The organism is Armatimonadota bacterium, from assembly GCA_036504095.1.
Classification (GTDB): domain Bacteria; phylum Armatimonadota; class DTGP01; order JAKQQT01; family JAKQQT01; genus DASXUL01.
On the sequence record DASXVS010000048.1, the window covers coordinates 58,071 to 72,028 of the forward strand.

12 protein-coding genes are annotated in these 13,958 nt (G+C 62.0%); 9 read left to right on the forward strand and 3 right to left on the reverse strand.

The annotated features are described in order from the left end of the window. The first annotated feature begins 23 nt into the window (after window positions 1-23). The 8 genes from purD to VGM51_11705 all read left to right on the forward strand — a co-directional run bounded on the left by purD (window position 24) and on the right by VGM51_11705 (window position 7,746). Window positions 24-1,304 (forward strand): phosphoribosylamine--glycine ligase, encoded by a 1,281-nt coding sequence (purD, locus tag VGM51_11670; protein HEY3413694.1) that lies wholly within the window; start codon window positions 24-26, stop codon window positions 1,302-1,304. 145 nt (window positions 1,305-1,449) lie between these two features. After that, window positions 1,450-2,742: an adenylosuccinate lyase gene (purB, locus tag VGM51_11675; GenBank protein HEY3413695.1), complete on the forward strand. Its 1,293-nt coding sequence runs from the start codon at window positions 1,450-1,452 to the stop codon at window positions 2,740-2,742. 108 nt (window positions 2,743-2,850) lie between these two features. Beyond that, window positions 2,851-3,087: a phosphoribosylformylglycinamidine synthase subunit PurS gene (gene purS, locus VGM51_11680; protein HEY3413696.1), complete on the forward strand. Its 237-nt coding sequence runs from the start codon at window positions 2,851-2,853 to the stop codon at window positions 3,085-3,087. Then, the gene (locus tag VGM51_11685; GenBank protein ID HEY3413697.1) at window positions 3,087-3,713 is read left to right on the forward strand and encodes a class I SAM-dependent methyltransferase; all 627 of its coding nucleotides are present in this window, start codon (window positions 3,087-3,089) and stop codon (window positions 3,711-3,713) included. Before purS ends, VGM51_11685 begins: the two co-directional genes overlap by 1 nt. Before the next feature lie 14 nt (window positions 3,714-3,727). Then, window positions 3,728-4,414 carry a phosphoribosylformylglycinamidine synthase subunit PurQ gene (gene purQ, locus VGM51_11690; GenBank protein ID HEY3413698.1) on the forward strand — a complete coding sequence of 229 codons (687 nt, stop codon included), beginning with the start codon at window positions 3,728-3,730 and terminating at the stop codon, window positions 4,412-4,414. A gap of 44 nt (window positions 4,415-4,458) precedes the next feature. Continuing rightward, window positions 4,459-4,887 carry a hypothetical protein gene (locus VGM51_11695; GenBank protein HEY3413699.1) on the forward strand — a complete coding sequence of 143 codons (429 nt, stop codon included), beginning with the start codon at window positions 4,459-4,461 and terminating at the stop codon, window positions 4,885-4,887. 36 nt (window positions 4,888-4,923) lie between these two features. Beyond that, the gene (gene purL, locus VGM51_11700) at window positions 4,924-7,185 is read left to right on the forward strand and encodes a phosphoribosylformylglycinamidine synthase subunit PurL (protein ID HEY3413700.1); all 2,262 of its coding nucleotides are present in this window, start codon (window positions 4,924-4,926) and stop codon (window positions 7,183-7,185) included. A gap of 306 nt (window positions 7,186-7,491) precedes the next feature. Beyond that, the gene (locus tag VGM51_11705) at window positions 7,492-7,746 is read left to right on the forward strand and encodes a hypothetical protein (protein ID HEY3413701.1); all 255 of its coding nucleotides are present in this window, start codon (window positions 7,492-7,494) and stop codon (window positions 7,744-7,746) included. Window positions 7,747-7,782: 36 nt separating this feature from the next. Here the strand turns inward: VGM51_11705 and VGM51_11710 are convergent, their stop codons facing one another. The 3 genes from VGM51_11710 to VGM51_11720 form a co-directional block, all read right to left on the reverse strand. Further along, a complete protein-coding gene (locus tag VGM51_11710; GenBank protein ID HEY3413702.1) occupies window positions 7,783-9,003 on the reverse strand; it encodes a hypothetical protein in 1,221 nt (406 codons plus the stop codon). Window positions 9,004-9,064: 61 nt separating this feature from the next. Next, window positions 9,065-10,237 carry a sugar-binding domain-containing protein gene (locus VGM51_11715; GenBank protein HEY3413703.1) on the reverse strand — a complete coding sequence of 391 codons (1,173 nt, stop codon included), beginning with the start codon at window positions 10,235-10,237 and terminating at the stop codon, window positions 9,065-9,067. A gap of 85 nt (window positions 10,238-10,322) precedes the next feature. Further along, entirely contained in the window at window positions 10,323-10,772 is a 450-nt protein-coding gene (locus VGM51_11720) for a GtrA family protein (GenBank protein HEY3413704.1), read from the reverse strand. Between the two features lie 186 nt (window positions 10,773-10,958). On the opposite strand from VGM51_11720, the gene VGM51_11725 reads away from it, so the two are divergent. Then, the gene (locus VGM51_11725; protein ID HEY3413705.1) at window positions 10,959-13,889 is read left to right on the forward strand and encodes a right-handed parallel beta-helix repeat-containing protein; all 2,931 of its coding nucleotides are present in this window, start codon (window positions 10,959-10,961) and stop codon (window positions 13,887-13,889) included. Window positions 13,890-13,958: the final 69 nt, after the last annotated feature.

Here is a 13,958-nt window from a genome sequence, read left to right on the forward strand (position 1 = left end):
CCCACCCGTTAGAATGAGAACGTATGAAGATACTGCTGATCGGAAGTGGTGGTCGCGAACACGCGCTCGCCTGGAGCCTCTCGCAATGTGCGGAAGTGTCTGAAATCCTTGCCGCGCCCGGAAACCCCGGCATCGCCCATCTCGGGCGATGCCTTCCTGTTTCCGCCACGGACCGGCAAGCGATACTGGACGTCTGCCGCACCGAAGGGATCGGCCTTGTCGTCGTCGGCCCGGAAGCGCCGCTGATTGCCGGCCTCGCCGACCTCCTCCGGTCCAACGGTTTCGCCGTCTTTGGGCCCGGCGCAGACGGCGCCCGGCTTGAAGGTTCGAAGGTTTTCGCCAAGGACCTCTTCCGGAAATACGGCATCCCGTCCGCCCACTACCAGTCCTTCGATCATCCCGTCGCCGCCGAAGCCGCCGCGCGTTCGTGGAACGGGCCGGTGGTCGTTAAGGCCGATGGCGAAGCGGGCGGCAAGGGTGTGCTTATGTGCGAGACACCCGACGAAGCGGTGGCAGCGATTGACAGGATCATGCGCGAGCGCGCCTTCGGCGACGCCGGCGAACGGATCGTGCTGGAAGACTGGCTCCGCGGCACCGAGATGAGCCTCTTCGCACTATGCGATGGCAAGACCGTCCTGCCGATGCAGACGGCGCAAGATTACAAGCGCATTGGCGAAGGCGATACCGGCCAGAACACCGGGGGCATGGGCGCGGTTACGCCGGTTCCCTTCGTGACTCCGGAGATGCTGAAATCCGCCGTGAGTGACGTGCTGGAACCCACCGTTCGGGCTCTTCGAGCCGAGGGGATCGATTATCGCGGCGTTCTTTACGCCGGCCTGATGTGGACGGCGGACGGATGGAGGTTGCTGGAGTATAACTGCCGGTTCGGCGACCCTGAAACCCAGCCGCTGGTCACCCGCCTGAAGTCGAGCCTGGCGGACCTCATGCTGGCCTGCGCCAACGGTGATCTCGATGGCCGAACGATCGAATGGTCCTCGGATTGCGCGGCGTGCATCGTGCTCACCGCTGCGGGCTACCCTGGGGCGTACGACAAGGGCGCCGTCATTCGTGGCCTGAAACTCGCCGCGGAGCTGCCCGATGTGACCGTCTTCCACGCCGGGACCACGATCAATGAACAGAAACTGGTGGCAACATCCGGCGGACGGGTGCTCGACGTCGTCGCGAAGGGCGCCACATATAAAGAAGCGCTGGAGCGCGCCCGTGAAGCCGCCGAAATGGTGGACTTCACCGGCAAGTATTATCGCCGGGACATCGGCCGCAACCTATTGGGAACCGCGGGATAACCACCAAGGCGCAAAGACACCAAGAGGGTGATGAGTTATGAATGGGGATTGCTTGCAAGGTGTCAGGCATTCATTATTCATCGGTCCTAATTCATCATTCCTGCTTTGTGCCTTCGTGATTTTGTGGTAGAGGATTCGAGCAAGTATGATAGACCGTTACTCGCTGCCGGATATGGCAGCCATATGGAGTGAAGATAACAAATTTCGGAAGTGGCTGGACGTGGAGCTTGCCGTCTCCGATGCCTTGGCCGAGATCGGCGAAATCCCTGCGGAAGCCGCCCGCATCCAGCGCGAAAAGGGACGCGTGGACGCCGCCGAGATCGCCGAGATCGAGAAGACCACCGATCACGACGTCATCGCGTTCATCAAATGCGCGACACGCGACATGGGCGAAGCCGAGTCCTACTTCCATCATGGCGTCACCTCAACAGACATCGTGGACACCGCTCAGGCTCTGCAACTGAGCGAGGCGTGCGACCTGTTGATTGCGGACGTTCAAGCGCTGGAAACCGTTCTGGTTCGCCGCGCGCGTGAGCACAAAACAACGCTGCAGATTGGCCGTACGCACGGCGTTCACGGTGAACCCGTCACGTTTGGCCTCAAACTCGCCGTCTGGATCGCCGAGGTCCGCCGCAGCATCGACCGCCTCCAGCACGCCCGAAAAGGCATCACTGTTGGCCAGCTCAGCGGCGCTGTCGGCACTTATGCCAACATCGATCCCCGCGTCGAAACCCTCGCCTGCCGCGCGCTGGGGTTGGAGCCGTCGCCTGCATCCACCCAGACGCTGCAACGCGACCGTCACGCCGAACTACTGACCACTTTCGCCGTCGTCGGCGGCAGCCTCGAGAAGTTTGCCACGGAGATCCGCAACCTGCAACGTACCGATATCCTCGAAGCCGAAGAGTACTTCAAGCCCGGCCAGCGAGGCAGTTCAGCCATGCCGCACAAACGCAACCCGATAACGGCTGAGCGGGTCGCCGGAATGGCGCGTCTTCTGCGCGGCTACGCGGTGACGGCGATGGAAAACCAGTCACTCTGGCACGAGCGCGACATTACGCACTCCAGCGCCGAGCGAGTCATCCTGCCGGACGCGTGCCTTTGCCTGCACTACATGCTCCGCAAGTTCACGGACGTGATGGATCGCCTCATCGTCTATCCTGCGAACATGATGCGTAACGTTGAGCGTACGAAGGGTCTCGTAGTATCTCAACGGGTGATGCTCGCACTTACTGAGAAGGGCATGAGCCGCGAGGATTCCTATAAAGCCGTCCAGCGAAATGCCCTCGCCGCCTGGAACGGCGAAAGCGATTTCCGCGCCAACCTCGAAGCCGATCCGGAAGTCATGGCTCGCGTAACGTCAGCGGACCTGGACGAGCTGTTCGACTACACCTATTTCACGCGCCACCTCGGCGTCGTGTTCGACAGACTGGGAATATGAGATTCGAGAATTGACAATTGAGATGCGACTGTTGAGAATCGGATCTCAAATCTCAACCCTCAATACTCGAATCTCAATACTCAAGTCTCAAGCGACGAAGGAGCGATAATGCCCAAAGCAAAAGTATATGTCACGTTGAAACCGGCCATCCTGGACGCCCAGGGTCAGACGGTAAAAACGGCCCTTGAACACCTGGGGTTCGAAGGCATCACCGACGTCCGTGTCGGCAAGTATATAGAGATCAGCCTGCCCGATGGCGCCGGCGAAGCGGATGTCGAGGCCATGTGCACGAAACTCCTCGCCAACCCGGTTCTCGAGGAGTATAAGTTCGAGGTAGCAGGTTGATGGCATCGCGCATCGCGAAATGGCGCGAGGCCGCCGTCTCCATGCACCCGGCGGGCTGGCTGTGGGCGTTCATGCACAAGAACCCCACGCCGAAGCGCTTCGACCTGCTCTACAAACTCGGAAAGGGCGATCCGTGGCGCACACAGAACGCTCCCTATGAGGACCGCAAGCGCGCGGATCTTCTGTCCCTGCTCCGCGAGCGGTACACGAGCATACTGGATGTAGGCTGCGGAACCGGTACCCTGACGCGCCTCCTGGCGCAGCGAGGGCCCGTTCTCGGTGTTGATGCCAGCGCGGTGGCCATCGAGCACGCGCGGCAGGCTGGCGGAATGGATGTGGCCTACGAAGCCGCTGATCTCACGAAAGCAGAACTTGCCGGTCCCTACGATCTGGTGGTCGCCAGCGAAGTGCTGTATTACCTGGTGCCGGAACAGCGTGAAGCCGTCATCGGCAACCTGGCGCGGGCGCTCTCGACCGGCGGCCAGTTTGTCGTCGCTGGCGGGAAGGGAGACGATCGTGTCATCCCTCTGCTCGAGATGCGGCCGGACTTGAAGTTCGTCGCAGAAGTTGTGCGGGACGAGGATGTCTGGCGCCCCTATCGCATCGCCCTGTTCGAGAAAGTATGATCTGAGAAACAATTATGACGTTTGGTGTGATTATATTCCCCGGCAGTAACTGCGATATGGACGCAGTGCACGCTCTTACGGACGCCCTGGGTCAGGAAGCTCGCCCGATCTGGCACGAGGAGACGAGCCTGGGCGGAGTGGACGGCGTGGTGGTGCCCGGCGGCTTTTCGTATGGCGACTACCTCCGGTGCGGCGCCATCGCCCGGTTCAGCCCCATCATGGATGCCGTTCGGGAACACGCCGCCGCAGGCAAGCCGGTCATCGGCATCTGTAACGGCTTTCAGATCCTCACGGAGGCCCATCTGCTGCCCGGCGCACTGCATCGCAACGAAGGCCTCCAGTTCCTGTGCCAACCGGTTTACCTGCGAGTGGAGAACAATGAGACCGTGTTCACCCGCGCATACAAACGCGGCCAGGTCATCCAACTTCCGATCGCGCATAACGAAGGTAACTACTTCGCGGAAAGCGCTGAGATCCGCCGCCTTGAAGACGAACGCCGCGTCGTATTCCGGTATTGCGATCCGCTCGGTCGAATCAGCGGCGCCGCCAATGTGAACGGCAGCATTAACAACATCGCCGGCATCCTCAACGACGCCGGGAATGTCCTCGGGATGATGCCGCATCCTGAACGGGCCTGTGAGGCGATTCTGGGCAGCGAGGATGGCCGAGGAGTATTCGAAAGCCTGATAATCGAGGGCTGACATCGGGGCCCGAACGGCGGCGCAATCCCGAAATCTGGAACCATATGGATAATCGCGAGATACTGCTGGATCTTGGCTTCGTACCGGCCGGCCAGTGGATCCTGGACAATGGCCGGCCGTTTCCGCACCTTTTGAGCGGACGGTCAAACCGCTCCGCCCTGTACGCGTTCGTTCTTAGTGGCGAGGTGGTCTTTATCGGCCGGCTCAAAGGGGCGTTTGGCGGTCAGATCGGCGCCGAAGGGCCGATGGGAATGACCCATCATCACGCGACAGACAACGACCGCCGCATCATCTCAACGCTGATGACCGGTGAAGACATTGAAATACTGGAGTTCGCGCCGGACGAAGCGATTGAATACCGCGGTTGGGGCGTCAATATCGGGGCCGGGATCTTGGATGCATTGGTCGAACGCATCAAGCCGGACTGGAATCTGAACAGCGGCCTTCCGCCCAAATCGACTCGGCCGTTTTGAGCCACACCCAGCGAAAGCACGAATCGTATCAAACTGATGACTGAAGTACAAACAACACAAACCAACCCGATTGGAACGCTCGGAATGGCCCTGGAAATGGGCCTGAATGAAGCCGAATACGCCCAGTGCCAAGACATCCTTGGCCGGCAGCCCACTCTCACGGAAGTCGGAATGTTCTCCGTGATGTGGAGCGAACACTGCGGCTATAAGTTCAGCCGCCCTGTCCTCCGCCTCATCTCGAACTATCGCCAGATGGCGGATGAAGGCACCATGGAGAACGCCGGGGTCATTCCGCTGGGCGACGGTCTCGGCGTGGTCTTCAAGATGGAGAGCCACAACCACCCCAGCGCCGTGGAACCCGTTCAGGGCGCTGCCACGGGAGTCGGCGGGATCCTCCGCGACATCTTCACCATGGGCGCACGTCCCATCGCCAGCCTGGACAGCATCCGCTTCGGTCCCCTATCCGATGACCGCACTAAATTTCTGTTCAAGGGCGTCGTCGAAGGCATTGCATTCTACGGCAATTGCGTCGGTGTTCCGACCGTTGGCGGCGAGGTCGTTTTCCACCCCGCCTACACCGGCAACCCGCTGGTGAACGCCATGGCGATTGGGCTCGTACGTGAAGACCAGATCGCCCGCGCTACCGCCAAGGGAGTTGGAAATCCGGTCCTGCTGGTCGGAGCCCGCACGGGTCGGGACGGCATACACGGCGCCACATTCGCGTCAGTCGAGCTCACCGAAGAATCCGAGTCCCGCAAGTCCAACGTCCAGTGCGGTGACCCGTTCACGGAGAAGCTGCTGATTGAGGCGACGTTGGAAGCCCTCGCCACCGGCTACATAACCGGCATCCAGGATTTCGGCGCCGCCGGCCTCACGTGCAGCACCTGTGAAACGTCCGCGAAAGCCGCAACGGGGATGCACATCGACGTCCTGAAGGTGCCACGCCGCGAAACCGGCATGACCGCCTACGAAGTGATGCTGTCCGAGAGCCAGGAGCGAATGCTCGCGATCGTTGACAAGGGTCACGAGGACGAAGTCGCCGGTGTATTCCGGAAATGGGGCCTCAACGCCGCTCACATCGGCTTTGTGACGGACGACGGCATGGTCACCGTGGACGAAGGTGATGTCACGGTTGCTCGCGTGCCCGCCGACTGGCTGGCTGACCGCTGTCCCACCTATACCCTCGAAACGTCCGAGCCCGCCTACATCGCCGAATTGCGCGATTACGATCTGGAAACGGTTCCTCAACCCGAGGACCTCAACGCCCCACTGCTCCAACTGATGGCGCATCCCACCATCGCGAGTAAGCGATGGGTCTACCGGCAGTACGACCAACAGGTTCAGACCAACAGCGTGGTCCTGCCCGGCGCCGGTGATGCCGCCGTGCTGCGCGTAAGAGGCTCACAGAAGGGCATCGCTGCCACAACGGACTGCAATGCCCGCCACTGCTATCTGGACCCCGTGGAAGGGGCCAAGGGAGCCGTTGCCGAGGCGGCGCGCAACCTCGCCTGCGTCGGGGCCCGCCCCGCGGGCGTCACCGACTGCCTGAACTTCGGCAACCCGCAGAAACCCGAGGCGTTTTGGCAGTTCGAGCAATGCGTAAAAGGGATGGTCGCCGCCTGCGACGCGTGGAAGATCCCCATCGTCTCCGGAAACGTGAGTTTCTACAACGAGACGCCGGACGGAGCGATCCTTCCGACGCCCGCCATCGGGATGGTCGGCATCCTGCAAGACGTTACCAAGCACGTCACCATGGGCTTCCAGCGTGACGGCGATCTCATCGCCCTGCTCGGGAAGCCGGCAGCCGGCTTAGCCGCCGAGCTGGGTGGCAGCGAATACCTCGCGACCGTGCACGGCATCGAGGCAGGCGCGCCGCCCGCCATCGATCTCGACGGCGAGGCCGTCCTGCGCGAAACACTGCTTCAAGGCATCGACGCAGGCCACATCCTTACCGCGCACGACGTTTCGGACGGCGGCTACGCGGTCGCGCTCGCGGAGTGTTGTCTGGTGAACGGCCTGGGCGCCGAGGTAGTCTGTGGCACCGATGACCGAAAGGACGCCGTTCTCTTCTCGGAGGCCGCCGGGCGTGTTATCGTTTCCTGCCGTACCGAGTATGCCCTCAACGAACTGCTGGCGTTCGCCAAAGCGCAGGGCTGCCCCGCCGCGTTCCTCGGATGGGTGAAGGGCGACCGCTTGCGAATCGGCTTCCACCCCCACCATATCGCCGTCGATACGCCGGTCATAGACCTCTGGAACGCCTGGGAGAACGCGATACCGAACGCCGTAGCTGGAGAGTAGTTGCGGCTGACAGGTGCCGGGTATTGGGATTCGCGCATATGTGGGGCACGGCTTGCCGTGCCTCGGAGTTGCCATCCCAGCTATGGCGGCTAGGCCTCGTGTTTCCGCAGAACTCAGACCACCAGCCCGTAGATCAGTGACGCCCTGATCACGCCAGAGTTCGCGGTTTGTCGTTCCGGACGACTACGATATCGACGTTAAAACCGGCGAGGCGTGGTAGTGTTACACTACCTGCTCGACGAACACCTGTCCCCAGGCATCGCTTAGCAATTGAGCCGACGCCGACCCGAGATACCCATTGCGAGTTTGCACGGATTTCGGGGCGGAACCCTGCTTGGAGCCGACGATGCCACGATTCTCAGCGCTGCGTGCGAAGAGGATTTCACACTCGTGACCTATGACCGTCGGACCGTCTGGCCACCACTGCAAAGGTTGGCGGAGCAAGGGATACCACATGCCGGCGCTGTATTTGTGAACCCGGAGGAATACGCTTCGCACGATATTGGCGGCCTCATCCGCGCCTTGGCGGCACTCTGGGACGCGTATGGGAACCTGGACTGAACGGACCGGGCGGTCTACCTGTAAGGACCGAGCCCCCTACTTCACCACCCGCACGGCGAAGCCTTGGCGGCGCAGGGTCTCGGCCTCCGCCTCGGCGTTGGCGGCAATCGCCAGGGCGTCGACCTGCAGGTAAAGGGCGTTTCCCTCTCGCTTTGGCCACGGTTTGAACTTCAGTGCCCTCAACCGCTCCTCTACCTGCGCCTCCTCCCCAGGCTGGATCGGCCCCACCTGGACCCTGGACAGCGCGTCGGGCGGCGGGACGGTCATTGGGGAGGTTGGCGCAACGGTGGGCGGCGCGGCGATCTGTGCCGCCGCGGCCGGCGATTGAGCCGATGTCCTGGGCGCCTTGTGTAACTGCTGAATCCACAGGCCCGCGAGAGCGATTGCAATGATGACGAGCGCCACCGCGGTCACAATCGGTGTCCACCGTACGTCACCTTTCGGCCGGATCTCGTAGTAGCGCGTGTCCTGTTTGGGCGGAAGCGGAGATTCCTCAATCTCCGGTTCGCCTGAGCGGGCGTATTCCGCCCATTCCGCGGCGGTAAGCGCATCTTCCGACTGCAGATTGACGAGCGATCGGATCCGTCTCACCACGGGCGAAGGAACGGTCGCGGGGAAGACGTCGGTACGAGGCACGCCGACCGGATCCGGAAGAACTCCCGCGACCATCTCCGTGATGAGCAGCCCGAGGCACTGCATATCGCGCCGCCGGGGATCCGTGCAGAGAAAACCGCGCTGGGTGCTGTACGGAGCTGAGTCCGGGTACATAGCCTGCGACGCGATGGCGAGACCGAGGTTGGTCACGGTAACCACATCGTCATCCACCCATACGCTGTCGGCATTGAGGAATCCGTGCGCCCAACCGGATGTGTGAGCGTCCGCGAGGGTCAACGCCACTCGCGAGGAAATCTCCATCGCCCGTTCCACCGCCATTGGTCCTTTGTCGCGCAACAAGTTGCGCAATGTGTTACCGGCGGGCACCTCAGTGGCGACCCACGCGGCATCGGCGGTACTGCGGTATGAGATCACCGTCGCCAGGCCGTGGCTCGCCAGTCGCTTCGCCTGGTAGCCTGCTTCGGCGAACCAGTCCAGGCACGCCCGCGAACGCTCCGGCGGCAGAGTGCCCGCGCTCCAAAGGACGGCCAGGCGAACAGGACGGCCGCTGCCGGCATCCAGCGCGGAATACTCGGCCCACGGCGTCGGAGAAGGTAGCCGCTGCGCCTTCACATACGGTTCGAAGTTAACCTCAGGTTCCATAGTCAGCGATTGGCGCGCCTAAATTGATGCCAGCCTGCCGAAGCCGCTGTCATATCCTTCTCTACCGCCCCAAAACCCGAAGGATGCTCTTCATCGTAAGCGCATCAGTCACAAGCTCCGAGATCGCGCCCAGGCGCGCCGCTGCGATGAGCGGGCGGGCCTTGGCTTCGCCGGTGGTCAGGACTACGGTCCCCAAACCCTCGCCCGTATCGCGTCGGCGTTTGGCGCACGCGATCAAATGGTGGGGGCTGGCGCCAACTACCAGCGAGTTCAGGCTTCCGACTTCGTCTGAGGGGTCGGTGGACGGTTCCACGATGCCGTCCTCGGTTACCAGATGGGTACCCAGGTCCCCGATGACGCCAAGCGCCTCGAGCCGCGGCCTGTCCTCGGGCGTCACGAGTCCCGATAGACGAAGGAAACTGCCCTCGCTCTCGAGGCCCCCCACCCCGGTAATCATCGTGTCCGCCTGGTCGATCAGAGGCGTCATTTCGCGCCCGGCGTGGTCGCGCGAGTGCGGCCCGAATATCGTGGAGTAACTGCGGTCCGCGCGGAGGAACCTCCATACGGTATCCAGTTCTTCCGGCTTGTCCGCGAATTCGCGGGGGATGAAAGCCGGGACGGAGAGGCGCGCCGCGTCCTGGCCGCCGGTTCGCTCGGCCGCCATGCGCGCCAGGAAATTCGCCCCCGTTTCGTAGGCGATCCGGTGGTATGGGTTATCCGGCGACATGGAAAGGATGCCCAGCAGAGGGAAGAACAACGTCTGCCCGTTGGGCGAGGCCGCGAGGCTTTCGACCAGCGCTCGAACACTGCTGCCGAAGTGAAGGCCCACAGTGTGTGCGCCCGCCGAAAGATAGGCGGAGAGGTACGGCGCATAAAAGCGACCGATGCGGGCCAGGCGGTCCGGCGTGGAAAGCCTCGCCCTCCGCGAAGGCATCGGAACGACGACGACACGTTCGATCCGGGCGAATCCTTCATCCTCGCGAAGACGGTCCACCAGATCCCGGTCTGGCAGCAGAGCGGGGCTTTCGGTGCGCAGTTCCGCGGGACCCGTGAACATCGTCCGCGCGGTGAGCCAGCGCCGTTCTTTTGCCTCGCGCAACCGCCTCGTGACCGTGGCGAGGCTCTTGCCGATCAGCGCAGCGATCTCCGCGTTGTCATAGCCCGTCTCGTCCAGCAATGCCACAAGGGCAATTTCGAGGTCTTCGGCCGTCCACCGTCCAAGCGCTGGTTCCATAGTTCCCTATTGCCCTTCCGCGTCAAGATTGACGTGTTACGTCATGCTATCACGGAATCATTGTGACTTATGAGACGCCCCGCTGTCAATCGGCATCCGGAGCCCGGAACGTCCAGAGCGTGTTCGCCGTGAAGTTCCAGACCACGACACACGAAATTGTCAACAATTGGTTGAGGATATCAGCGTGCGCGAATCCGCGAAAAAGACCGAGCCGAACCAGGAAAATGTGGAAGATTGACCAGTTCAGGAGGAGCCCCACAAGGCTCACGCCAAAGAAACGCGCGAACTGGCTGTGCGCGCCCGGTTCGCCATGCAGCCGGTAGGTCCAACGGCGGTTCCAGTAAAACCCGTTCGCGATGGCCAGTATCGCCCCTGCCCCATTGCCCAGTTGCGCCGCAACATCGCTCTGGCTGTGCATCGCAACCTCCACCGCCTTCATGGTCACCATCTGGATGAGGGTCGAAGACGCGCCGACGATGCAAAACTTTACAAACCGCCGCGCGTGCTTCGCGCTTTCCATACCGGACAAAGCCATTCAATACCTCCGAGTGCAGTATAGGGTATCGGCCAGGAGTCGCCGGAAGCCGGTTTGATGCCGGACACCTGCAGCACCGAACGAGCCGCCTACCACCACTTCATGGTCGCCAGCCAACCGGAGAGGCTATTATTCTTCTCGTACTGATTCGGCGTACTGGGCGCGCCTTCTTCGGGAGGTGTCATTGTGCGAGTTCACGGCTTCGGTCCACTACTTGTTTTCTCTTTCCTGCTCCTTTCAAATGCCGCGTGCGGCGCCGTCTATCGCGTCCGCGCGGGCGCGACGGGCACCCCACACGACGGTTCCACCTGGGACACGGCGTTCACCACGGTTCAGGCGGGCATCAACGCTGCATCCTTAAACGACGAGGTTTGGGTGGCGCAGGGCGCCTACCTGGAGCGGGTGACAACCAAAGATGGCGTAGCGCTGCGCGGTGGTTATTCCGGGGCGGGGGCCAGTCCCGACGCGCGCGATTGGTCTCTGAATGTCACTATCATTGACGCAAATTTCACGGGAAGCGTCATAACAGTGCCTGCCAATTCCTGGACCGGGACCATCATCGATGGCTTCACCATCCGGAACGGGACCGGAACGGCGCCATTAGGCTCGTCGGTCTACGGAGGTGGCGTCTACTGCGGAACGAACTCCTCCCCAGGCATCTTCAACTGCATCTTCAGCAACAATCAAGCATCTCCCGCGAACTACCCCGTCGGCCGCGGGGGCGCAATCTACTGTGACTCAGCCAGCCAGCCGGATATCGCGAACAATACGTTCACGGGCAATTCGGCTCTGTACGGAGGCGCCATTTTCTTGTCCAAAGGCACCGTCCGAAGCAACCTCTTCGACACCAATAGCGCTGTAGCGACCGGAGGGGCCATGGACATCTCGAACTCCGGTAGCACATTGGTGACCGGAAATACCTTTAGAAACTGTAGTGCGTCGCAGTATGGGGGCGCCATCGACTGCGAATCGGCCACCTCCATAATCATGGGCAACGTATTCGACACCAATTCGTGCATATCGTCAGGCGGCGCGATCTGCGAAAAATCGTCAATCGGAAGAATCGTGTCGAACATTTTCGTTGGCAATACGGGATATCCGGGCGATGCCGTCTTCGCGGATGGCAGCATCGATATCATCAACAATACGTTCGCCAGGCAGAAATCACGCATCACCACTCTACCGGACACAGGCGCGGTCTACCTTTCCTCCTCGGGAGCAGTCTATAACAACATCTTCCTGAGCAACGATGCCGCCCTAGGGGCGCCTTTGTATTCCAGCCCGACGGCCGGCCAGTTTCACAATAATTGCTTCTTCGGTAATATCGCCGATTACGTCTCCCCCGTCCCGAATGTCATCGGGATGAACGGCAATTTCAACGCTGATCCGAAGGTCGTCGATTCCGCGAACAGCAATTTCCACTTGCGGGCGGATTCGCCCTGCGTCGATACGGGGAACCCGGCAAAGAACCTCACCAGCGACCTGGATGTAGATGGCCAGGCGCGAGTGTTCGGGCCGAGCATCGACATCGGAGCGGACGAGTTCGAGCCGATCATGGTCTTCTCCACTCAACCGGGAAACGGCCACAAGGGTACCGTGCTGGCTCCGCAGCCTGCCATCGCCCTGCTGGACGCACTGGGTAACTCTTACTTCGCCACATTCGGCTCGGTCTCGGTGGCCCTGACGCCCGGGGTGGGGACAAAAGGCGCAACGCTCAGCGGCACTACGTCACTTCCCTTCGTTAACGGGCTGGCCACATTCACCAACTTGAGGGTGGATTTAGGCGGCGCCGGCTACACCCTCACGGCAACCGCCACCAACCTGGCGCCTATTGTGAGCAGTAAATTCAACGTGGTCATACCGCGCGTGTACGTCAGTACGGCGGGCGACGACGCGTCGGAGGGGTCCTCGTGGTTGAATCCGAAGGCCAGCATCGCCGCTTCGCTTGCCGAGTGCGATTCGCCCGGCAAAGTGTGGGTGAGGCTAGGGACATATAGCGCTAACGTGACGCTCCCGGCGGACGTCGCGCTGCTGGGCGGGTTCCGCGGACGGGAGCTCTTCGAGGATCAGCGGAGCCCGGACCAGTACGTCACAGTCCTGAGCGGTCTGTCGGCCGCACCGGTCGTGACGGTCGCCGCCCATGCAAGCCGATCCACCCTCCTCGACGGGTTCACCATCACGGGCGGCCGGGGCCAACTTCTCGGTATGCGGCTGGACGCCTACCGGGCCGGCGGCGGCATCTATATGAAGACTACATCCCCCACCATCACGCACAATATAGTCATCGACAATGGCGCTACGGTTGGCGGCGGCGTCTGCGCCGACGGAGGTTCACCGCTGATCCAGGGCAATCACATCGTGCACAACACCGCCGCATGCACGGCCCGTATCACCGGAGGCGGCGGGGGGCTGGCGGTTATCGGAGGAAGCACCGCGAGCATTTTGGACAACCTCATTGCCGACAATTCCGGAACGGGGACAAACCCGCTGCTGGCCCAGGGGGCCATGGGTGGCGGCATCGGCTGTGTGGCCGCGTCCCCGACGCTCAGGAACAACACCATCGCATCGAACACGACATCAGGCGCCGGAGGCGGACTATACCTCTACAACGCATCGCCCATTCTGACCAGCAATATCGTCGCAAACAACGACATGGGCCTATATGCCGAAAACAACAGCCAGCCCTTGTTCCGTTACAACGATTTCGCCAACAACGGCGCGTACAACATCTCCGGCGTGGTATACCCCATGGGCACGGCCGGAAACATGGCGTCCGATCCGCTGTTCGCGAACGCGACGGGCGGCGACTACCACATCTCGAGCAAATCGCCATGCCTGAACGCGGGTGACACCGCCGCCGTTCTGGCACTGGAACAGGACCTGGACGGCAATTCGCGGGTCATCGGCGGCGCCGTAGATATCGGAACGTACGAGCTGACCGCCTACACAGCCACCGACGCGGCCAACGCGCTGAGGATCGGCGCGGGACTGCGGACCGGGGCAACCGCCGACATGGCCCGCCTTGATGTCTCGCCGGGCGCCGGAGACGGCAAGGTATCGCTGGAGGACGCCGTACGCATCGCGCGGAAGGTGGCGGGCCTGGAGGCGAACCCGTAAGGCCGCAACTGACGATCCCGCCGTTTACCAATCCTCTGCGCTCAGGCTAGAATGGAGTGGCCGTGCCGG

Bases quoted from the DNA above. Each gene is read 5' to 3' on its own strand.
- purB (HEY3413695.1), top strand. From the start codon at position 1,450: ATGATAGACCGTTACTCGCTGCCGGATATGGCAGCCATATGGAGTGAA.
- VGM51_11710 (HEY3413702.1), bottom strand. From the start codon at position 9,003: ATGGAACCTGAGGTTAACTTCGAACCGTATGTGAAGGCGCAGCGGCTA.
- VGM51_11720 (HEY3413704.1), bottom strand. From the start codon at position 10,772: ATGGCTTTGTCCGGTATGGAAAGCGCGAAGCACGCGCGGCGGTTTGTA.
- VGM51_11715 (HEY3413703.1), bottom strand. From the start codon at position 10,237: ATGGAACCAGCGCTTGGACGGTGGACGGCCGAAGACCTCGAAATTGCC.
- purL (HEY3413700.1), top strand. From the start codon at position 4,924: ATGACTGAAGTACAAACAACACAAACCAACCCGATTGGAACGCTCGGA.
- VGM51_11695 (HEY3413699.1), top strand. From the start codon at position 4,459: ATGGATAATCGCGAGATACTGCTGGATCTTGGCTTCGTACCGGCCGGC.
- purD (HEY3413694.1), top strand. From the start codon at position 24: ATGAAGATACTGCTGATCGGAAGTGGTGGTCGCGAACACGCGCTCGCC.
- VGM51_11685 (HEY3413697.1), top strand. From the start codon at position 3,087: ATGGCATCGCGCATCGCGAAATGGCGCGAGGCCGCCGTCTCCATGCAC.
- purQ (HEY3413698.1), top strand. From the start codon at position 3,728: ATGACGTTTGGTGTGATTATATTCCCCGGCAGTAACTGCGATATGGAC.
- purS (HEY3413696.1), top strand. From the start codon at position 2,851: ATGCCCAAAGCAAAAGTATATGTCACGTTGAAACCGGCCATCCTGGAC.